This is a genomic window from Commensalibacter intestini A911 (assembly GCF_000231445.1).
GTDB lineage: Bacteria > Pseudomonadota > Alphaproteobacteria > Acetobacterales > Acetobacteraceae > Commensalibacter > Commensalibacter intestini.
On sequence record NZ_AGFR01000003.1, the window covers coordinates 826,404 to 847,418 of the forward strand.

Consider the following 21,015-nt stretch of genomic DNA (forward strand, 5'->3'; position numbering starts at 1 on the left):
TTCAATAGAGTTACAATCGTATAAAAAACAGTTTAGTTTGAACCAAGTAAATTTCTAACTGCGGTTCCAGCATTTTGTTTTGACAAAAGACTTTCGCCAACTAAAACAGCACTAGCACCCACAGCTTGCACTCGACTAATATCATCAAAGGTTTTTAAACCACTTTCAGAAACAATAATACGATCTGGTGGTACTAAAGGTGATAAAGCCTCTGTAACAGCGATATCTGTTTTTAATGTGCGTAAATTACGATTATTAATACCAATCAAACAAACATCTAAAGCCAAGGCACGATTAAGTTCTGCTTCATCATGGACTTCTACAAGGATATCAAGATCTAAACATCTTGCAAGTTCGACCATTTCACTGGCTTCATTGTCTTTTAAAGCAGCCATAATCAATAAAATACAGTCTGCATCAATGACACGGCTTTCATAAACTTGCCAAGGTTCCAAAATGAAATCTTTACGTAATACAGGTAAAGAGCATGCTTCTCTAGCAATTTTTAAATCTTCGTTATTCCCATAAAAGTAACCGGTTTCTGTTAAAACAGACAAACAACTGGCACCAGCGTTTTCATATTGCACAGCAATCATTGAAGGGTCATAGTCTTGACGAATTACACCTGCAGAAGGAGATGCTTTTTTACATTCAGCAATCAGCCCCATTTGACCTTTTGCCATTTTTTCTTTTAATACACGTGAAAATCCACGTGTTGGTGTTTTTTTATTTTTTGCTTCTTCAGCAATTTCTTTTAAAGATTTGATGCTGGATTTTTTTTCTGTTTCAGCACGTGTTCTGGCACAAATTTGTACTAGTACATCTGCTATTTCATTTTCAGATTGTAAAATAGAGTTTAAAACAGGATCAGAATTAGATATTTCGTTCATAATTATAACTAGCGTTTACGTTAAGTTTTGTGCTGAATTGCATGCAATACGGATAATGCAGAGCCACTATCAATAGCATCCGCAGCTTTTAAGACTAACTCTTTCAAAACAGTAGGATTAATTTCCCCATGTGTATTAATAAGAGAGTAATTTTTTACAATATGTAATGCAATAGCAGTATTAATCAATACTGTATCACGATAAGCATCTTTTTTACCATTAAATAATGCAAGCATAGCAGCAGCATTATCTTTTGGAGCGCCTCCAGCAATAGCAGATAATGGTGCAGGAGTAAGGCCTGCAGTTTTTATATTTTCTATTGATAAGGTGACGGGAATAATTTTGTTATCTTCTAATGCCATGATCTTCGATGGACCAGCTAGGGTAATTTCATCTACCCCTTGCTTTTGTCCAGCATCCTCAATTAGACCATGAACGACCCAGACTCTTTTAGAGCCTAGATTTTGTAAAACCTGAATAAAAGGCATTAGCCATTCAGTGTCATAGACCCCGATCATTTGATATCGAACATTGGCAGGGTTTGATAATGGGCCAAGCAAATTAAAAATTGTTCGAACCCCAAGTTCTTTACGCACAAGATTAATATGGCTGAGGGCTGGATGATGTACAAAAGCAGATAAAAAAGTAATTTTATGTTCGTTTAAATTATCTTGTAAAATTTCTATATCTGTTTGAGGAACTACATTTAAAGCACTTAAAACATCAACTGCACCAGATTTAGAGGATTGTGCACGATTGCCGTGTTTTGCAACAGAAATTCCCATTGCAGCCAAGACAAAACTGACTGCTGTAGAAACATTTAACGTACTTTGACCATCTCCACCCGTGCCACAAACATCAATCGTAAAAGGGTCGTTTGGGGTAATCGGTAGCATCTGATGACGCATAGATCGCACAGCCCCTTCTAACTCTTCTATTGTTGCCCCTCTCATGCGTAGAATCATCAAAAAGGCAGCAATGTGAACGTCAGAGACTTTACCTGTTAAAATGGCATTGAAAATATCAGTCGTTTCTTGTGAAGAGAAATGCTCTCCTCTCAAAGACTTTTCTAAAATGGGAGTAAATGAAAAAGATAAATCCATAATTTTATCTCAAATTTTTCTCTTATTCCATTGATCGGCTAGATCTAGAAAGTTTTGAAGAAGTTCATGTCCTTGTTCAGAGGCAATGCTCTCAGGATGGAATTGTACAGCATGCACAGGTAATTCTTTGTGCTGGAATGCCATCAGAATCTGATCTTCTGTAAATGCTGTAGGCACAAAACTGTCTGGCAATGTATTCATTTGCACGACCAAAGAATGATAACGAGTCACTCTTAAAGGATTTTTTAATCCTTTAAAGATCCCTTCCCCTGTATGCATAATTGGGAAAACTTTACCATGAGCAGGTTTTTCTTTGACGACTTTTGCACCAAATGCTTGCCCAATAGCCTGATGTCCCAGACACACTCCCAAAATAGGTGTAGTTGGAGCTGCTTTGGCGATTAAGTCACAACAAATTCCTGCTTCTGAAGGGCTACAGGGGCCTGGAGAAATGACAATAGCCTCTGGTTTTAATGCCATCGCCTCTTCTACTGTAATGGTATCATTACGATGGACCAGACATTCATGCCCTAAATCTCCAAAATATTGAACGAGATTATAGGTGAAACTGTCATAATTATCGATAAGTAAAATCATATGGCCTTGCCAATCAATAAATTTTTATTTTTATAACATTATCCATTTTATATTGGATTAGTTAGCTTTGGGATCAATATTAGGAACAAATGACCATGCGTCTTCCGCAGCTCGAAATAGCGCTCTAGCTTTGTGCTTTGTTTCTTCATATTCTGCCTCTGGGTCACTATCGGCAACAACACCACATCCTGCTTGAACATACATGGTTTCATCTTTAATTAAAGCGGTACGCAAACCAATACAGGTATCCATGCTGCCATCTGCGCCGAAATAGCCAATACAACCCGCGTAAGTCGCACGTTGTGTATGTTCTATATCATCTAAGATTTCCATAGCTCTAATTTTAGGAGCACCTGTTAATGTGCCAGCTGGAAAACCAGCAATTAAAGCATCTAATGCAGTTAAATTTTGTTTAAGTTTGCCCTCTACATTAGAAGAAATATGCATAACATGGCTGAAGCGTTCGATAACAAATTGTTCTGCAACTTTAACAGATCCAATTTCACTGACACGACCCACATCGTTACGACCTAGATCAATTAGCATTAAATGCTCTGCGAGTTCTTTTTGATCAGCTAATAAGTCTTGCTCTAATTGAAGGTCTTCTTCAGGTGTTTTCCCTCTTGGACGTGTGCCAGCTAAAGGCCGAACAGTTACCATTCCGTCACGTAGACGAACTAATATTTCAGGAGAAGAGCCAACCAAAGCAAAATTATCTAGTTGTAAGCAAAATAGAAAAGGTGCTGGGTTTATTCGTCGCAAAGAACGATAAAGGGCTACAGGTGGTAATTTAAACGGAATAGAAAAACGTTGGCTTGGAACAACTTGGAATGCGTCCCCTTCGAAAATATATTCCTTAATCTGCTCAACAGCTTTTTTGAATTCATCTTTGGTAAAAGTAGAAGATGGAGATTCTAAAAGATTTTCAACAGCTTTATTAACTTTTTTACCTAATGGAACAGGCGCATTTAATGCATCTTGTGCTTTTCTTAGGAGCTGTTTGGCTTGTTCTTGCTCTTCAGGTGTTTTCCCTCTAAGGGGAACAGCTAAAGTAAGTTCGTCACGAACTGTGTCAAAGATGGCAAATACAGAAGGTCTAAACATAATGCCTTCTGGAAGTCCCAAGTCATTTTTGGGAGGATTAGGTAAATGCTCCATCTGCCTAACCATATCATAACCGAGATATCCAAAAATACCGCCAACCATAGGTGGAATGTTATCAGGAATATCCAATTGGCTTTCTGCGATAAATGCTCGTAAAGACTCAATGGGGTGTATACCCTCAGTGACAAAGGCTTCTGGAGTATTCAAAGGATCTCTATTAACAGATACAACACCTTGGTGACACTTCCAAACAACATCAGGTAATAGACCAATAATAGAGTAACGAGCTCTGGATACACCGCCCTGCACGCTTTCTAGTAAAAAAATATTTTTAGGATTTTTACCAGCAAGAACAGATAGTTGTAGATATGCAGAAACAGGCGTAATTAAATCAGCGGATTTAACAGTATAAATGACTGTTTGTTGCTCACTGACTATAAAATCATCATAAGACACTGAAATTAATCCTTTTAATAACTGACCTGTTTAATGATTGCATCGACAGCTTGCTGATTAACGTCAACTTTGCTGTGTGCATTAAGGAAAATAATATAACTAGAATAAATATCATTTGCCTCTGCTTGAGCTAAATTATCTTTTAAATCATTATAAGCAGTTGGATTATCTTTAGGTGTTGGTGTTTTGATATTATTTAATGTCGCAACATAAAAACTATCAGGCGATTCAAACATCGTGGTTTGTCCCATTTGCATAGAGAATGCTTGTGCTTGTAGTTCTGGAGGAAGTGTTTTTGATGGGTTCACTCTAGAAAAAGCATCACTTTCTTTAATGGTGAATTGCTGATTTCCTGTATTTTGAATTGGTTTATGGCTATCTTGAGCTTGTTTAAAAATAGCAGTAACCGCAACATTAGCTTGCTTTTTAATATCTTGTTGTTGCCAAGCCTTAAGAACACGATCTTTTGCTTGTTCAAATGTTTCTTGATGTGCAGGTGTAATATCCTCAACAACAAAAGCATAGTAAGTATTGTTGTCCCCTTGAATTAAAGATGGAGGAGCATTTTTTGCTTTAGAGAAGATATCGCTGATGATCGCTTGTTTGACTTTATCATCGGAGGGAATTGGTGCTGGGTCACCTTCTAGATTTAGACCTTGTTCGTTTAAGGTTCCTTCTACAGCGACAACTCCAAGCCCACCTAATTTACCATCTAAACCCTCACCACCAGCTAAAACATCTTGAATAGTTTTTATATTATTTGCAAAAGCTTGCTTTGCTTGCGCTTGGACTAACTCTGTTTTGAGTTGGCTTTTCACAGTATCAAAAGCAATTTCATGTGCAGGAACTACTGAAGTTACTTTAAAAACGCTCCATCCCATTGGTGTTTTAATAGGTGCAGATACAGTATTTAGAGCTATTTTTTGTACAGCATCAGCTAATTCTGCAGAAGGAGAAGATTGAGCTGTAAATTCTGCTAATGTTGTTGCAAAACCATTGTCTTTTTGAGTTTGTTGTTGAATAGATTCCCAAGTTGCTGTTTTCCAAGATGTTGCTAAATCTTCAGCCGCTTTTTGGTCTTTAACTGTTACAATTTCAAGATTTCTTGATTCTGGTTTTTGAAAATCATTTTTTCTAGAATTATAATATTGCAATAATTGTTGATCAGAAACTTCCAGGCCTTTTGCAACGGTCTCAGGAGAAATAAAAATTAGTTTTACTTTCCTAAATTCTGGAACTGTAAAATCCCATAGATGGTTATCATAATATCTCTTTAAAATAGCATCTGATGGAGAAGCGCTTGGTTTAAAACTATTAAATGGCACTTGGATATAACTGACTTGTCTTGTTTCATTGCTAAATCCAAAGATATTTTTTGCCATAATATCGGATGCAGATGCTCCTGATACTAAAGGTTCTGTAAGTCCTGATAGCGCCAACTGATTGCGCAACATTTTCAAAAACTGTGTTTCGGTGGTGTTTTGTTGGCTAATATAGAGATTAAATAACTCTCTATTAAATTTTCCATCTTGCTGAAACGCAGGAAAAGAAAATACTAAGTTACGTAATGCTTCATCAGAAACACTTAGACCTGATTTATCAGCAGTAAGCAGTAGATTATTTTCTATAATCAGTTGCTGTAAAGCTTGCGTAATCAAGGAAGCCTTCATTCCATTTGGAAGCTGAGATTTATCAGAAAGTCCTTGTTTTGCTGCATATTGCTGTAATTGCATATTAGCAGCCGAATCTAGTTCTTGCACGGTTACTCTTTTGCTGCCGACCCAAGCTACCACATTGTTATCTTGATGAGACCAAGTGTCAATAATGGTTTCAGCACCCCAGCTGATGAATACAAGAAAGATAAGGCCAACTAGAATGCGCCCAAACCATGAATCGATAAGTAAATGTCTTAAATGCGACAACATGTAACGTAACCCAAATAATTTAAATGCGAATTATTACTCTTAATTTATGTAGCAATAACCTATATATGCCTAAGCTGCAAAAAAAAATGTGATATCTTTTGAATTATATCAACATATTTTATATTCTATGATAACATCTTTTGATTATAAATCGAACCTTTATAATCTAATTATAATCATTATAAATATACAGGGAGTATTAAAAATGGTAAAACCAGTGGTTATTGGTAACTGGAAAATGAATGGCTTAACAAAAGAAGCTGATCATATTGTTTCTGCTTTACTAGCCTATGCTGAAAAACATAAAGATTTCGCACCAACGGTTATTTGCCCTCCCTTTACACAATTATATCATGTTCAAAAACATATTAAAGATACACCTTATGCACTAGGTGCCCAAGATTGTCACGTTGCGGAAAAAGGTGCGCATACAGGTAATATCTCGGCAGCAATGTTAAAAGATGTGGGCGCAGGTTATGTTATTTTGGGACATTCAGAACGTAGAAGTGATCACAAAGAAACAGATCAACTAATCAAAGAAAAAACGATTGCTGCACAAAAAGCAGGGTTACTTCCTGTTGTTTGTATTGGTGAAACCAAAGAAGAACGTGAGTCTGGTAAATATAAAGATGTTATTGCAAGCCAGATTAAGGGGTCGCTACCAGAGAACTTTAATGGATTAGTTGCATATGAGCCTGTTTGGGCAATTGGCACAGGCGTATCTGCGAAAAATGAAGATATTGCCGAAGTGATTCACTTTATTCGTGAAAAACTTGTTGCTCAATACGGAGAAAATGGTAAAAAAACACCTATATTATATGGTGGTTCAGTTAAACCAAGTAATGTAAAAGATATTTTTGCTATTTCTGAGCTAGGTGGTGTATTGGTTGGTGGGGTCAGTCTTATTCCAGAAGACTTCTTACAACTTGTTACAATTGCTCAAGATTTCGCATAACTCTATAAATGATTTATTTCTTGACTGTTAGTGAAAGTATACTAAACACATGACGACTATTCTTCTTATTGTGCAATTATTGGTCACTCTTGCTTTGATTGGTGTTGTCTTAATTCAACGCAGCGAAGGAGGAGGTTTGGGTATCGGAAGCAGTCAAGGAATGGGATCTTTTATGACTGGGCGTGGAACAACCAATTTGTTGACACGTACGACAGCTATATTAGCTGCAGTTTTTATGATTTTGTGTCTTGCAATTGCGATTTTAAATAAAAACGGCTCAGCAAATAATAGTGGCGCAGCTTTTGTTAATAAAATCATAGGTAGCCCTTCTCAACAAGCTACCCCATCTCAGCCTAAGCCAAATGATCAACCTCAAAAAACTGAAAAAACAGCACCGACTAAGTAAATTGTATTAAAAACTTATTGTTTTCAATATCGCTAGATTAATATTAAAAAGAAGGTTTCATGACGCGTTTTGTGTTTATTACTGGTGGTGTGGTTTCCTCGTTAGGAAAAGGTATCGCCTCAGCAGCGCTGGCAAGTTTGTTGCAAGCACGTGGATATTCTGTTCGTTTACGAAAGTTAGATCCATATTTGAATGTTGATCCAGGCACGATGAGTCCTTATCAGCATGGTGAGGTTTTTGTTACAGATGACGGTGCAGAAACCGACTTAGATCTTGGTCATTATGAAAGATTTACAGGGGTTGATGCATCTCGTAATGACAATGCGACTTCTGGTCGTATTTACTCTGATGTGATGATGCGTGAACGTCGTGGAGATTATCTAGGTGCAACTGTTCAGGTTATTCCTCATATTACCAACGCCATTAAATCTGTTATTTTACAAGATGCAGATGATGTTGACTTTATGTTGGTTGAAATTGGTGGAACGGTCGGTGATATTGAAAGTCTTCCTTTCCTAGAAGCTATTCGCCAGCTAAGAAATGACTTAGGAAATGAGCAAACCCTTTTCATGCATTTAACATTAGTGCCTTGGATTGCATCTGCTGGTGAATTGAAAACAAAGCCAACACAACATTCTGTTAAAGAATTACAAAATGTTGGTATTCAACCTCAAATTTTATTGTGTCGTTGTGACCGCCCTATTCCTAAACATGAACGTCAAAAAATTGCTAATTTCTGTAATGTAAGAACAGAATCTGTTGTTCCTGCATTAGATATTGATACAATTTATGCCTGCCCTATTGAGTATCATAAAGAAGGTTTAGACACAGAAGTTTTACGTCACTTTAACCTTCCATATGACAAAGAGCCTGATCTAAGTAAATGGTATAAAATTGTTGATGCTTTAAGAAATCCAGATAGTGAAGTGACCGTTTCTATTGTTGGAAAATATACAGCACTTCTTGATAGTTATAAATCTTTGATTGAAGCATTACTTCATGGTGGCATTGCCAACAGAGTTAAAGTAAATATTAACTGGGTTAAGGCTGAAGATTTAGAAACTGCAGAAGATGTTGGTAGTTTCTTTGCAAATACCAATGCAATTTTGGTTCCTGGTGGATTTGGTGAGCGTGGTAGCGAAGGTAAAATCAAAGCTATTCGTTATGCTCGTGAACATCATATTCCGTTTCTAGGGATTTGTTTTGGAATGCAAATGGCTGTGGTGGAATGTGCGCGTAATCTTGCAGGATTGCCCAATGCTTCTTCTTCTGAATTTGGTCCTACTGAAGAGCCTTTGGTTGGCTTATTAACAGAATGGATTGATTCTGGGCAAGTAAAGCGTCGTTACTCTGGAGATAAAATGGGCGGTACAATGCGCTTAGGTGCTTATGCTGCTGAATTAACGCCAGGATCAAAAGTAGCAGCAATGTATGGTGCTAATGCTATTCAAGAACGTCATCGTCATCGTTATGAAGTCAATATTCATTATCAAGAACAAATCGAAAGAGCTGGATTGAAGTTCTCTGGGTTATCTCCTGATAAAGTATTACCAGAAGTTGTAGAGTATGAAGATCACCCATGGTTTATTGCAGTGCAATATCACCCAGAATTAAAATCCAGACCTTTTGCTCCTCACCCATTATTTTCTGGCTTTATTAAAGCTGCTATTGATCAGGAAAATTCAAAATGACTTTGAATAAATCAGTTCATGTTGGTTCATTAACCATTGCAAATAACCTTCCCTTTACGCTGATTGCAGGACCATGCCAGATTGAATCTTTGGAGCATGCATTAAAAACTGCACAACAGTTAAAAGATGTTTGTGAAAAATATAATATTGGACTGATTTACAAAAGTTCTTTTGATAAAGCAAATCGTACGAGTATTCAAACGCAACGAGGTCTTGGGATGGAACAAGGCCTTGATATTTTGAATGAAGTAAAAGTGAAATTAGGTTTGCCGATTCTTACGGATATTCATTCACCTGAACAATGCGCTCCTGTTGCGTTGATTGCTGATATTTTGCAAATTCCGGCGTTTTTATGTCGTCAAACGGATTTGTTAATTGCTGCAGCGCGTACTAATAAAGTGATTAATGTCAAAAAAGGACAGTTTCTCGCCCCTTGGGATATGAGAAACGTTGCAGATAAAATCGCATCTGCAGGAAATGAACAAATCCTTTTATGTGATCGAGGGACTTCTTTTGGTTACAATACATTAGTTAGCGATATGCGTGGTTTACCCATTATGGCTCAAACGGGATACCCAGTTGTTTTCGATGCGACTCATTCTGTGCAACAACCTGGAGGAATGGGAAATTCTTCTGGAGGACAGCGTGAATTTGTAAGTTATCTTGCCAAAGCTGCGATGGCTGTTGGCATTGCAGCTTTGTTTATTGAGACTCATGAAGATCCAGATAATGCGCCAAGCGATGGACCTAATATGATTAAATTAGATGATCTCCCTGCCCTTTTGCATAAACTTACTCAAATTGATCGGATTACCAAGGAGCTCTAAAAATAAAAGCTCCAATTAAACAGAGCTGAATAACCATTGTGGTTAACCATCTCATGGATCGGTAACCCGTGGGTTGCTCTGTTGGTAAATATGCATTGCGTTCTAAGAATAACGTGGTTGCAAATCCAACGATTAAAAGTAATAAGGCCGTGCTCCATTTATGATTAGCGGTTAGAATAATTGCTAATTCACCAAATAGACATGGAACAACAGCGATTAATAGGCGTTTTTTGTCAATAATATCTGTTTCATTCTCTAATAAAATAACTGGTTTTTGCATTGAAAGAATCCAGTTAATTCCACCAATAAAAGACAGTATAATTCCAGCATATCCTACGAATGAAGGTAGTAATATTGGTAATGCTGTTTGTGGTGAATAAAACATCATTATAAAAGCCATAATCACCAAAGGCACAGGTGACAATACCCCTAATAAAAAAGGTAGAAGAGGTATGCGCTTCATAAATTTCTCCCAAAGTTGTTATTATGACGATAAATTAAATAATTGACTATCTAGTAAAATAACATTTTTTTTACTATACTCATCCGTATTTAACAAAGATCCTTTGCTAATACATATACTCTAATATTGCTTAATAATTTAGTTTCGGCAATATTTTAGTAATGTGGTTTTATTTCTCGATATACTTTTAAAAACACTTAATACGTTAGGATAGAAAATGAGTGCAATTGTTGACATTGTAGCACGTGAAATTCTTGATAGTCGTGGCACACCAACCATCGAAGTTGATGTAGAATTGGAAACTGGTGTCGTTGGTCGTGCGGCTGTTCCTTCTGGTGCGTCAACTGGGGTTCATGAAGCTGTTGAGCTACGTGATGGTGATAAAAACCGTTATTTTGGTAAAGGCGTTTTGAAAGCTGTTGATAATGTTAATGGTGAAATCCTAGAAGCATTAGTCGGTATCGAATCTTCAGACCAAATGTTGGTTGATGAAATTATGATCGAGCTTGATGGAACACCAAACAAAGGTCGTTTAGGTGCGAATGCTACTTTAGGCGTTTCTATGGCAGCTGCAAAAGCTTCTGCAGAAGAATTAGGTCTTCCTTTATATCGTTATCTTGGCTCTCCTTATTCTCATGTTTTACCTGTTCCAATGATGAACATCGTTAATGGTGGTAAACATGCTGATAATCCTATTGATATCCAAGAATTCATGATTGTTCCTCACGGTGCATCTTCTCTTGCTGAAGCAGTGAGAATGGGTGCAGAAGTTTTCCAAGCATTGAAAAAAGATTTACATGCAGCTGGTTTAAACACCAGTGTTGGTGATGAAGGTGGTTTTGCACCAAATCTTAAATCTGCTCATGAAGCTTTAGAACACATCATGAAAGCAATTGAAAAAGCTGGCTATAAACCAGGTGAAGAAATTTCTTTGGCTTTAGATCTAGCATCATCTGAATTCTATAAAGATGGTAAATATAACATGACTGGCGAAGGCAAAATTTTTAGCTCTAGCGAAATGGTCGATTATATTGTGGGTCTATGTAACAACTTCCCTATTATTTCAGCAGAAGATGGATGTGCTGAAGATGATTGGGCTGGTTGGGCAGAAATGACTGAAAAGTTAGGTCACAAAATCCAATTAGTTGGGGATGATTTGTTCGTAACTAATCCTACAAGACTTGCAACTGGTATTAAAAAAGCTACAGCAAACTCTTTGCTTGTTAAAGTTAACCAAATTGGTACATTAACTGAAACATTCAGAGCAATGGAATTGGCTCATCGTCATGGTTACTCAACTGTAGTTAGCCATCGTTCTGGTGAAACAGAAGATGCAACTATTGCTGATTTAGCTGTTGCAACAAATGCTGGTCAAATCAAAACAGGTTCTTTATCTCGTTCAGATCGTATTGCAAAATACAATCAATTGATCAGAATTGAAGAAGAATTAGGTAATTCAGCACGCTATGCTGGCCGTAACGCATTTAAAGCATTAGAAATTTTATAGTCTTTTGCTTGACAAAGTCGGAAGAAATAACTACTTCCGACTTTACGGCTATGTTTTTTAGAGGGAATATTGGATGCAATTTTTTCATTTTGTAAAAAAAGTAATTAAAGCTCTTATTCCCCCTGTTTTCTTTTTAGGTCTAACAGGATATTTTCTTTGGAACACTATGAATGGTGATCACGGCTTAAAAAGTTACTATGTTCAACAAAAGCTCCTCGTTGAAGCGCAAAATGCACAACAAGATGCGGTTTCAGAACAGCAAGCTTGGGGTAGAAGGGTTGTTGGATTAAAGGAAGGTCACCTAGATAAAGACCTGTTAGATGAACGTACACGCGTTATGTTGAGTTTTGCTCAGGATAATGAAATCGTGATCCCTTACAAAGCAAACGATCATCTTTATTAGGGGTATTTCCCTAACTAATTTATAAATAAAATTTGCACATAAAAAAAGCTGGAACAGTTTTGCCCAGCCTTTCTTATACTCGTAATTTCACAAAGAAAAATTATTTAATTTTTGCTTCACGGAAAACAACGTGTTTACGAACAACTGGATCGTATTTTTTTAGTTCCATTTTACCAGTATGTGCTCTTGCATTTTTTCTGGTTACATAGAAAAAACCGGTTTCAGCAGTTGAAAGTAATTTAATTTGAATTGTGTTACTTTTAGCCATGATATCCTCGTTTTGATCAGCTTATCTTCGTATTAAAATATTGCTTTTATACTAAATGCTTATATTTTGCAAAAAGATCAAGTTAAATCTTAAAATCTTACGCTTTTCATACAATTTTTTTATGATTTATCAAATTATATAAAACCGTAAACGCTTCCTTGGGGTTCTTATACTATAAATTACTCAATAATTCTAATAAAATAACGTTATTTCTTTTAAAAATTGAGCAATAAATTGATCAGAGATGATTTCCATTCGAGGAACCTCCGCAATGACTTTGATTTTACCATGACGTTCAATAGCTTCTTTATTCGCAGGGTTAGGATTACCATTTAAAATAACCCCAGCAATTGGGATGTGATGGTTTCTTAAAACTTCAATGGTTAAAAGTGTATGATTTAAAGTCCCTAACGCTGTTCTTGCGACGATGATGACAGGTAAGTTTACTTTTTGCATGAGCTGTATCATAAATTGATATTCTGCAATAGGAACCAAAGCCCCTCCTGCCCCTTCGACGATATAAGGTCTATCTTGAACGGGTAAAGTGAAATCAAGCAGATCAATATCTAATGTCATTGCTTCATGTTTTGCTGCTTCTTCTGGGGACAGAGGCTCTTGCAGTTCTATTAATGGAGTAATAATATGCTCATTAGGGATATGTGCTAGTGTTTGCACGGTTTCTGTATCACCAGGATCGCAATTTAATCCTGTTTGCATAGGTTTCCAGTAAGTAGCATTTAGTGCTTTAGTGAGGCATGCTGATACAAAAGTTTTGCCAACATCGGTATCTGTTCCAGTAATAAAAAATCCTGATGCTGCAAAGCGTTTAAAGCACCCAAATGCGACCTCATAGGTAGTATATCCATATTCATCATTAAATTGATTGAGGATTTTACGAAATTGTCCTGCTGATAAAGGGTGATGCGTTTTAGAGGCTGTATGGGCCCCAATAGAACGTAATCCTTTTATAAAGTTGATACCATTTTCAACAGATTCTACAAAATCCTCTTGTTTCCAAAATCCTCCACCTCTTTTAGATGGCCAGTAAGATTCTAATGTTTCTAAACTTGGATAAGACTGAAAAGAGCAATGATAGTCATATTGATGATAAATTTGACGCCATTCTTCAAAGCTTTTTTCCGCTAATGTCGAGCAAAGTAGATATCCATTAGGATTTAATAATTCTGTAATTTTTTGTATGGACGTTTCTAAATTTTCAAACCATTGAAAGGCAAGGCTAGAAAAGATGAGATCAAAAGATTGTGTAAGATCTATGACCTCCCCATCCATTACTCGAAATTGAATATTAGAGTGATTTTTTGCAAACTTACCTTTTACTCTCTCAATCATATGCGGAGAGATATCAGTAATAATAAAGCGTGCTTGAGGAAATAGCTTGAGCAAATATTGTGTTAGTAATCCCGTTCCACAGCCAATCTCTAGAATGGATAAAGGTTTTTCTATATCAATATCAAGTGTTTTGATAAAGGACATTAAACGCTTAGCAACAATCTTTTGAATATGGGCGGATTGTTCATATGAAACGGCATGATCAAATGATTCGATAATTTTTTGTTTATAAGAATTCATGATGTTAAGGCAATATTTTTAATGGTCTTTGCACATAGGTCAGGTTGAGTAATGGGAAGAGTGTGTGTGGTATCTTGCACCCAGTGAATGGGATGTTCTTTAAAAGAATCTTTTGTCATTGCAGCAGAGACAACTGGATCACTATCTGAAGCTATAACGGTTAATTTATCAGACAGTAATGGTAAAGCATTACGAAAATCTTCTATTTCTAAATATTGTAGGCCAGTCTTTAATCGTGCGAGATTAATTTGAGTTGGAATAGAATCAGAAGATTGGCATTGTTGATAAAATTGGGAAAGCACTAAATGTGCATCTTTATCAATTCCTTTGGACATTCTTTGTAGAATACGAGAAGGAACGCCTGCTGGATAATCATCATTTTTAGAGAAGCGTAAAAAGCTGTTAATCGCAACATAATGATGAAATTTGTGTGGAAATTGTTTCAGCAAATATAGAAAGCCTAAAGAATGTCCGATTGCAATCGTATTTTGTTGCTGTTCAGAGATTATCTGAATAATATCGTTAGATGTGTGATTGTTATTGATAAATCCTAAATCAATAGAGTGCATCGGAAAATCTTGTAAAAGGCCCGTGACGGGTTTCCAAAATTCTTTAGAAAATCCCCATCCATGAACGAATATTAAATGATATTGTTGGCTCATATGCTTTTCCATAAAGATGGTCTTTGTTTGATCATCATATGCAGTTTATCTAATAAATATTCAATATCATTTGGTTGATGTGCGGCACTTAGGGTTAATCGTAACCGACTACTATTTGCAGGAACTGTTGGCGGTCGGATGGGCATAACCCACAATTTTTCATTTCTGAGTGATTGTGTAATTTGTAGAGCATTTTCAGCAGAACCAACAATAATAGGAATAATTTGAGAAACAGTCCCCCCAACATCAATCCCCCACGAGGTCAGTTGTTGTTTTACATTGAGACATTGTTCTTTTAAATAGGATCTTTCAGTTTCTAGTGTAGGTATCAATTTTAATGCTGCGGCAATACTACCACTAACTGCTGGAGGTAAAGCGGTTGTATGGATAAAACCAGAGCAATAATTGACTAACCAATCACATAATGCTTTAGACCCTGCAATATATGCCCCAAAACTGCCCCAGGCTTTGCTGAACGTGCCCATTGTTAAGTCCGCATAATGAGGTGCCAGTCCCTGCCCTTGCTCTCCTAGGACACCTGTAGCATGAGCATCGTCTAAGAATAAAAATGCTTTATATTCATCAGAAAGCTGTCTCATAGCTTTCAAGTCAGCTTGGTCACCATCCATACTGAAAATAGTTTCAGTAATAATCAGTTTACTTCCAGGCTCATTTTTGATCGTATCCAGGCGTTCTTGTAAATGCTGCATATCATTATGACGGAATCGAATTTGCTTTGTTTGTCCTGCTTTACATCCATAATGAAGGCTCGCATGATTGAGCTTATCTGTAATGACCCATACAGGCTTTGGTAAATTCTCTAATAAACATGAAATAACGGCTACATTTGCTTGCCATCCCGACGCGAAGATCAATGCAGCTTCAGTTCCTAAGAATTTAGCTAAATCAGCTTCGATCTTCGTATGATATGAGGTATGACCTGTGATTAAACGCGATGCGGAGCATCCTACGCCATATTGCTCAACGTATTCTTGGCTTTGTTGTTTTAGCTGAGGATTAAAAGATAAACCTAAATAATCATTACTTGAAAAATTAAGGTATTCTTGATCTTGGTATTTCATTCTAACAGCACTGATAGCGTCAATAGGCGTCAGATTTCTGAGAATTCCTTGTTGCTTTCTTTTTAATAAAGATTCTTTAAAAAAGTGGTCAAAATGATTCATGAAAATAATCTGTTTGAGTTCGTGCTAAGATATCGTTAGTTTTAATTTTTTATCTTCTTCTTTTATATGCAAAGAAAATGTCTGGTTCAATGCTTAAAAATATTTGGTTACCATATACACAAATGCAAACGTGCAATAATCCTGTTATTGCACAAACAACAAAAGGTTCTGTTATTACGTTACAAGATGGTACAGAGCTGATCGATGGGATTGCCTCATGGTGGACAGCTTGTCACGGATATAACCATCCTTATATCGCAGATCACGTTCAAAAACAGCTTCAAAAAATGCCTCATATTATGTTTGGAGGGATTATTCATGAGCCAGCTATAACCCTATCTGCCAAGCTAGCAGAATTATTGCCAGGGGACTTAAATAAAGTTTTCTTTACAGAATCTGGATCTGTTGCCGTTGAAGTGGCCATGAAAATGGCAATTCAATTTTGGCTAAATCAAAATAAGATAGAGAAAACCAAAATTCTTTCTTTTTATGGTGGGTATCATGGGGATACGATGGCCATGATGGCTGTTTGTGACCCAGAAGAAGGAATGCATCATTTATTTAAAGATGTTTTACCTCATCAACATATTATCCAGTTGCCTACTACCCAAGAATTACGTCAACAATTTAGTGATTTTCTTGAAAAACATCATCATGAAATTGCCGCCATTTTAATGGAACCTTTAGTTCAAGGTGCTGGCGGAATGTTATTTCATGATCCAGAACAGCTTTCATTTTTACGTCAACAAGCTGATCATTATAATATTTTATTAATTTTTGATGAAATTTTCACAGGCTTAGGTCGTACAGGAAGTTTCTTTGCTTGCAATCAAGCAGATATTGTTCCTGATATTATTACTTTATCAAAAGCACTGAGTGGTGGAACAATGGCCTTGGCAGCAACGATTGCCAGAGAGTGTATTTTCGATGGGTTTTTATCTGATAAAGAAAGCCATGCATTAATGCATGGGCCGACTTTTATGGCTAATCCTTTAGCTTGTTCTTGTGCAAATGCGTCCTTAAATCTGTTTGAGCAATATGATTGGGCAAGTAATGTGAAAAACATAGAGGCACAATTAACTCAAGAATTAGCAGCTTGTCTTAAGTTAGATATTGTTAAGGACGTGCGTGTAAAAGGGGCTATTGGCGTTGTAGAGCTTCATAAGATTGATAATATGAACTTACTTAAAAATAAATTACTAGAACATAAAGTCTGGATTAGACCATTCCGTAATATTGTTTATTTAACCCCAGCCTTTACCATCACAACTGCCGAGTTAAGTCAATTAACTCGGGCAATATATGATGTTTTATCTAGCTAAATTAATTATAGAGCTACTATTCTGTAGGAGCATCTTCTGTTGGAGTAGATGTTGATTTAGATGGAGTAGTAGCTTTTGTCTTTGGTGTTTTCGCAGCAGGGACAATTGATACTTTGCCTGTAGGGCTAATGATTGTATCGGTTCCATCACCATTTGGAATAGTGATAGGAGCATTATTTTTATCTTTTTCAATATATTTAGGAGCATGATCATCAATGTGATCTGGTAAAGCACCACCTACACCGCCTGATGGATTGATAACGGCACCATGTTTAATGAAGTTATTTTCACCAGCATTTAAATCACCATCTTCTGGGAAGTCAGAAGGTAAAGTATGATTGCTGCCTTGTTCATGCGTAACAACGTCTTTATCTGCGCCAAAAGCTTGACTATAATCTGATAAAGAGAATGACTGTTCATCATTGGCAACGTCACTTAATGTCGGTAAAGCTGGAGGACGAGACGGCCAAATATTTTCACCTTGAGGAAGAATCGGTGTTGAAGCTACATTTTCTCCTCTTACGCGCATCATATTTTCAGAATCACCTTTGGGTGCTTCTGGATTGCTTCCTGGTAGCTGTATCGTATCATCAAAAAATCTATCAAATCCGGAGCACCCACTAAGCAGTAACACCGTTGCTATAAGAGCAGCATAACTCCGCATCTAAAGTCTCCAATTTAATATTAATATCAAAACAGGTTGCAATTTGCCTTTAAAGCAAAAAAATCTCAAGAGAAAAATTAAAGAATATTTTTATATAATTATGGTTTGTTAATAAATTTCAATCCAGTTCGAATATATCCCCACCCTGTCATAATGGTTAAAATAGCGGAAACCCAGAGTAAAAATGATCCTATTATACTCACTGGAAGCCAACTTATTCCTAACATTTTTGCGCTTGTATCTCCTGCTAAAAGAAATCCTAAGGCAATCATTTGAAAGGTTGTTTTCCACTTTGACAATTTTGTTACAGGTAATCCAATTTGAGAGGTCGCTAAAAATTCTCTTAGTCCACTGACCAAAATTTCACGAGAAAGAATCACCATTGCAGGAATAATCCCACCATGTGGTAATCGTCCATACGCAGCCATAACGATTAATAAAATTCCTACCAGTAATTTATCTGCAATTGGATCTAGCATTCTGCCAAGCTCGGATAATTGTTTCCATGCACGTGCCAGTTTGCCGTCAAGATAATCTGTGATCCCAGCCAAAATAAATAAAAGACAAGCGATAAAATCTGTCAAAGGACGATGAATCATTACCAATATTGCAAGTATCGGAATGACAAGAATGCGCGATAAAGTCAGACAATTAGGTAAATTAACAAACATAATTTTCGCAAACGTAAGTTGTGAAGATTAAAAGAAAGAATTATAGAGATATTGTCTATGGTTATACGTCATTTAAGATAAAAATCCTATAAAAAAACTTTAATTTTATTCTTTGTGTTAATTTGGCCGAAAATGACCATAAATAACTTCTGCTAAGGCACGGTTTATCCCTGGTATAGCCATAATATCAGAAAGACTGGCATCTTTTACTGCTTTGGATGACCCAAAGTGGTTTAGTAATAAACGTTTCCTACCTGCACCCACTCCAGGGATATCATCTAATTCAGACTGAGGAATGGCTCGAGAACGACTATTTCTATGGGTTGTAATTGCAAAGCGATGCGCTTCGTCACGTAGTCTTTGTAAATAATATAAAACAGGATCTTGTATTGGTAACTGAAAAGGTTCTTGATCTTTGGTGAAGAACCATTCTCGTCCAGCATTTCGATCTTTTCCTTTGGCAATACAAATTAATTTAACATCTTTTATCTCTAATTCTGTTAAAATAGAATTAACAGCAGAAAACTGCCCTGCTCCACCATCGATAAGTAAAATATCAGGCCAACTCTCTGGATCTGTATTTTTGCCTTTGGCAAATCGTCGTGTAAAGACTTCTCTCATCATTCCAAAATCATCACCTGGAGTGATAGAAGACTTGATACTAAATTTACGATAGGCTGATTTGTTGAATCCTTCAGGTCCAGCCACAACCATTACTCCATAGGCATGGCTACCCATAATATGACTATTATCATAAGTTTCGATACGTTTAGGCGTTTGATCAAGGTGAAATAAATCTCTGACTTGTTCTAGTAACTTTTGTTGAGTGCTGGTTTCAGCTAATTTTCGCTCTAATGCCCCTTTGGCATTCTCAACAGCATGATCAATAACAGCTTTTTTCTCTCCTTTTTGAGGAACAGATAAGGCAACTTTATAATCGGCTTTTAAACTCAGTGCTTCTTCGATTAAAGTTACTTCGGATAAAGAGATGTTAAGTAAGATTTGCTGTGGAGGAGGTTTGTTTTCATAAAACTGACCGATAAAAGCAGATACAATCTCTTCAGGCGATTGCCCTTCTATTTGAGTTGGAAAAAATGCTCTATTTCCATTGTTCCGCCCGCCTCTAACAAAAAAGACTTGAATACAACAACTATTACTAAGCTGATAAATGGCAATGATATCTGCATCACGAATAGATGCAGGGTTTACAACACCGCTGCTTTGCACATAAGTAAACGCACGAATACGATCTCGTAAAACAGCAGCACGTTCATATTCCATCTCTGCTGCCGCCTTCTCCATTTCTTTTGCAAGGTCTTGTTGAATAGCAACCGTCTGCCCAGATAAAAAAGATCTAGCTTGATCGACCAGGCGAGCATATTCATTTGGCGAAATACGGTCATCACAAGGACCTGCACAGCGCTTAATTTGATATAACAGGCACGGACGTGTGCGAGAGTTAAAAACGGTGTCAGTGCACGTTCTGAGCAAGAATATCTTTTGTAGTAACTCTACCGTTTGATTGACTGCCCATACAGAGGCAAATGGCCCCCAATATTCATTGATTTTTGAAACTTTGCCTCGATGTTTATCAATTCTTGGCCATTTATCTTTACTCATGACGAGCCAAGGGTATGTTTTGTCGTCTCGTAATAGAATATTATATCGAGGTTTAAAATTTTTAATTAAGTTGGCTTCTAATAATAACGCTTCGGCTTCAGTATAAGTGGTAATAATTTCCATTGAAGCCGTTTGTTGAACCATCCTACGAATACGTTCTGATAAACGAGATAGCTGGGTATAAGAAGTTACGCGTTTTTTTAAATCTTTTGCTTTTCCAACGTAAAGTACGTCTCCAGCTTGATTCATCATTCGATAAACCCCAGAAACAGAAGGCATCGTTTCCAATGCTTTTTTAATGGCAGGCACACCTTCTGTTGGATTATTGAGTTGGGGTGGTTGATGATTCATAAGGGCACTCTTTTTGTTCTATTATCGATATAAACGTGATTTAGCTTTGTTTTATAACAATTATTTTAGTTCTCCACTGTTTCTGTGGATAACTATAGGGATGAATATTTAATATATCGATCTAGTGGGCAGTTTATCAAGCTCTATCATGTTTTGCCTAAAAATTAATCATTTTTTATAACTTATTGATTTAAAATGATTTTTAATAAAAACCAAAAGGGACTATTTCATATAATCTTTTTAATTGGAGATAAAATATACATAAAAAAATTTTTATAAAAATAGTGGACAAAATTTAAAAAAATGTTTAGAAATCCTTTTAAAAAAGGTTTTTATTGTTTATAAGAAAGCTCATT

Annotated in this window: 20 protein-coding genes; 7 read left to right on the top strand and 13 right to left on the bottom strand. The window is 36.5% G+C overall.

The genetic code is table 11. From position 1 onward, the window contains the following. Positions 1 to 32: 32 nt before the first annotated feature. From trpC to CIN_RS04165, 5 genes are read right to left on the bottom strand one after another with little or no spacing between them, the layout of a single operon-like run. A complete protein-coding gene (gene trpC, locus CIN_RS04145) occupies positions 33 to 890 on the bottom strand; it encodes an indole-3-glycerol phosphate synthase TrpC (protein ID WP_008853806.1) in 858 nt (285 codons plus the stop codon). A gap of 20 nt (positions 891 to 910) precedes the next feature. Then, entirely contained in the window at positions 911 to 1,993 is a 1,083-nt protein-coding gene (gene trpD / locus CIN_RS04150) for an anthranilate phosphoribosyltransferase (RefSeq protein WP_008853807.1), read from the bottom strand. A 9-nt stretch (positions 1,994 to 2,002) separates the two neighbouring features. Then, on the bottom strand, positions 2,003 to 2,590 hold the full coding sequence (locus CIN_RS04155; protein ID WP_008853808.1) for an anthranilate synthase component II: 588 nt from the start codon (positions 2,588 to 2,590) through the stop codon (positions 2,003 to 2,005). A gap of 57 nt (positions 2,591 to 2,647) precedes the next feature. Then, positions 2,648 to 4,150 carry an anthranilate synthase component I gene (gene trpE, locus CIN_RS04160; protein ID WP_008853809.1) on the bottom strand — a complete coding sequence of 501 codons (1,503 nt, stop codon included), beginning with the start codon at positions 4,148 to 4,150 and terminating at the stop codon, positions 2,648 to 2,650. Between the two features lie 14 nt (positions 4,151 to 4,164). After that, on the bottom strand, positions 4,165 to 6,075 hold the full coding sequence (locus CIN_RS04165) for a peptidylprolyl isomerase (protein WP_040363772.1): 1,911 nt from the start codon (positions 6,073 to 6,075) through the stop codon (positions 4,165 to 4,167). A gap of 205 nt (positions 6,076 to 6,280) precedes the next feature. Here CIN_RS04165 and tpiA point away from each other — a divergent pair, with 205 nt between their 5' ends. From tpiA to kdsA, 4 genes are read left to right on the top strand one after another with little or no spacing between them, the layout of a single operon-like run. Further along, a complete protein-coding gene (tpiA, locus tag CIN_RS04170; protein WP_008853811.1) occupies positions 6,281 to 7,030 on the top strand; it encodes a triose-phosphate isomerase in 750 nt (249 codons plus the stop codon). Positions 7,031 to 7,079: 49 nt separating this feature from the next. Then, positions 7,080 to 7,436 (top strand): preprotein translocase subunit SecG, encoded by a 357-nt coding sequence (gene secG / locus CIN_RS04175; RefSeq protein ID WP_008853812.1) that lies wholly within the window; start codon positions 7,080 to 7,082, stop codon positions 7,434 to 7,436. Positions 7,437 to 7,495: 59 nt separating this feature from the next. Further along, positions 7,496 to 9,127, top strand: coding sequence for a CTP synthase (locus CIN_RS04180; protein WP_008853813.1), 1,632 nt, complete (start codon positions 7,496 to 7,498; stop codon positions 9,125 to 9,127). Beyond that, complete coding sequence (gene kdsA / locus CIN_RS04185) at positions 9,124 to 9,954, top strand: 3-deoxy-8-phosphooctulonate synthase (protein WP_008853814.1); 831 nt, start codon at positions 9,124 to 9,126, stop codon at positions 9,952 to 9,954. Before CIN_RS04180 ends, kdsA begins: the two co-directional genes overlap by 4 nt. Here the strand turns inward: kdsA and CIN_RS04190 are convergent. After that, positions 9,938 to 10,417, bottom strand: a complete 480-nt coding sequence (locus CIN_RS04190) for a DUF3429 domain-containing protein (RefSeq protein ID WP_008853815.1) — start codon at positions 10,415 to 10,417, stop codon at positions 9,938 to 9,940. The two genes, kdsA and CIN_RS04190, sit on opposite strands and share 17 nt — an antisense overlap. 217 nt (positions 10,418 to 10,634) lie before the next feature. Here CIN_RS04190 and eno point away from each other — a divergent pair, with 217 nt between their 5' ends. Beyond that, the gene (gene eno / locus CIN_RS04195; RefSeq protein ID WP_008853816.1) at positions 10,635 to 11,924 is read left to right on the top strand and encodes a phosphopyruvate hydratase; all 1,290 of its coding nucleotides are present in this window, start codon (positions 10,635 to 10,637) and stop codon (positions 11,922 to 11,924) included. Positions 11,925 to 11,997: 73 nt separating this feature from the next. Then, positions 11,998 to 12,327: an FtsB family cell division protein gene (locus CIN_RS04200; protein WP_008853817.1), complete on the top strand. Its 330-nt coding sequence runs from the start codon at positions 11,998 to 12,000 to the stop codon at positions 12,325 to 12,327. Between the two features lie 100 nt (positions 12,328 to 12,427). Here CIN_RS04200 and rpmG read toward each other — a convergent pair whose 3' ends face one another. The 4 genes from rpmG to CIN_RS04220 form a co-directional block, all read right to left on the bottom strand. Continuing rightward, the gene (rpmG, locus tag CIN_RS04205) at positions 12,428 to 12,595 is read right to left on the bottom strand and encodes a 50S ribosomal protein L33 (RefSeq protein ID WP_008853818.1); all 168 of its coding nucleotides are present in this window, start codon (positions 12,593 to 12,595) and stop codon (positions 12,428 to 12,430) included. Between the two features lie 192 nt (positions 12,596 to 12,787). Next, positions 12,788 to 14,185 (bottom strand): dethiobiotin synthase, encoded by a 1,398-nt coding sequence (gene bioD / locus CIN_RS04210; protein ID WP_008853819.1) that lies wholly within the window; start codon positions 14,183 to 14,185, stop codon positions 12,788 to 12,790. Next, positions 14,182 to 14,859, bottom strand: a complete 678-nt coding sequence (locus tag CIN_RS04215) for an alpha/beta fold hydrolase (RefSeq protein ID WP_139016927.1) — start codon at positions 14,857 to 14,859, stop codon at positions 14,182 to 14,184. Before CIN_RS04215 ends, bioD begins: the two co-directional genes overlap by 4 nt. Further along, positions 14,844 to 16,031: an aminotransferase class I/II-fold pyridoxal phosphate-dependent enzyme gene (locus CIN_RS04220; RefSeq protein ID WP_008853821.1), complete on the bottom strand. Its 1,188-nt coding sequence runs from the start codon at positions 16,029 to 16,031 to the stop codon at positions 14,844 to 14,846. The genes CIN_RS04215 and CIN_RS04220 overlap by 16 nt, the downstream gene beginning before the upstream one ends. A gap of 77 nt (positions 16,032 to 16,108) precedes the next feature. On the opposite strand from CIN_RS04220, the gene CIN_RS04225 reads away from it, so the two are divergent. Beyond that, a complete protein-coding gene (locus CIN_RS04225; protein WP_008853822.1) occupies positions 16,109 to 17,353 on the top strand; it encodes an adenosylmethionine--8-amino-7-oxononanoate transaminase in 1,245 nt (414 codons plus the stop codon). A gap of 16 nt (positions 17,354 to 17,369) precedes the next feature. On the opposite strand, the gene CIN_RS04230 is transcribed toward CIN_RS04225, so the two are convergent. From CIN_RS04230 to uvrC, 3 genes are all read right to left on the bottom strand, one after another. Further along, on the bottom strand, positions 17,370 to 18,017 hold the full coding sequence (locus CIN_RS04230) for a hypothetical protein (RefSeq protein ID WP_050798330.1): 648 nt from the start codon (positions 18,015 to 18,017) through the stop codon (positions 17,370 to 17,372). Positions 18,018 to 18,115: 98 nt separating this feature from the next. Next, positions 18,116 to 18,688: a CDP-diacylglycerol--glycerol-3-phosphate 3-phosphatidyltransferase gene (gene pgsA, locus CIN_RS04235; protein ID WP_040363774.1), complete on the bottom strand. Its 573-nt coding sequence runs from the start codon at positions 18,686 to 18,688 to the stop codon at positions 18,116 to 18,118. Positions 18,689 to 18,805: 117 nt separating this feature from the next. Further along, a complete protein-coding gene (uvrC, locus tag CIN_RS04240) occupies positions 18,806 to 20,659 on the bottom strand; it encodes an excinuclease ABC subunit UvrC (protein ID WP_008853825.1) in 1,854 nt (617 codons plus the stop codon). Positions 20,660 to 21,015: the final 356 nt, after the last annotated feature.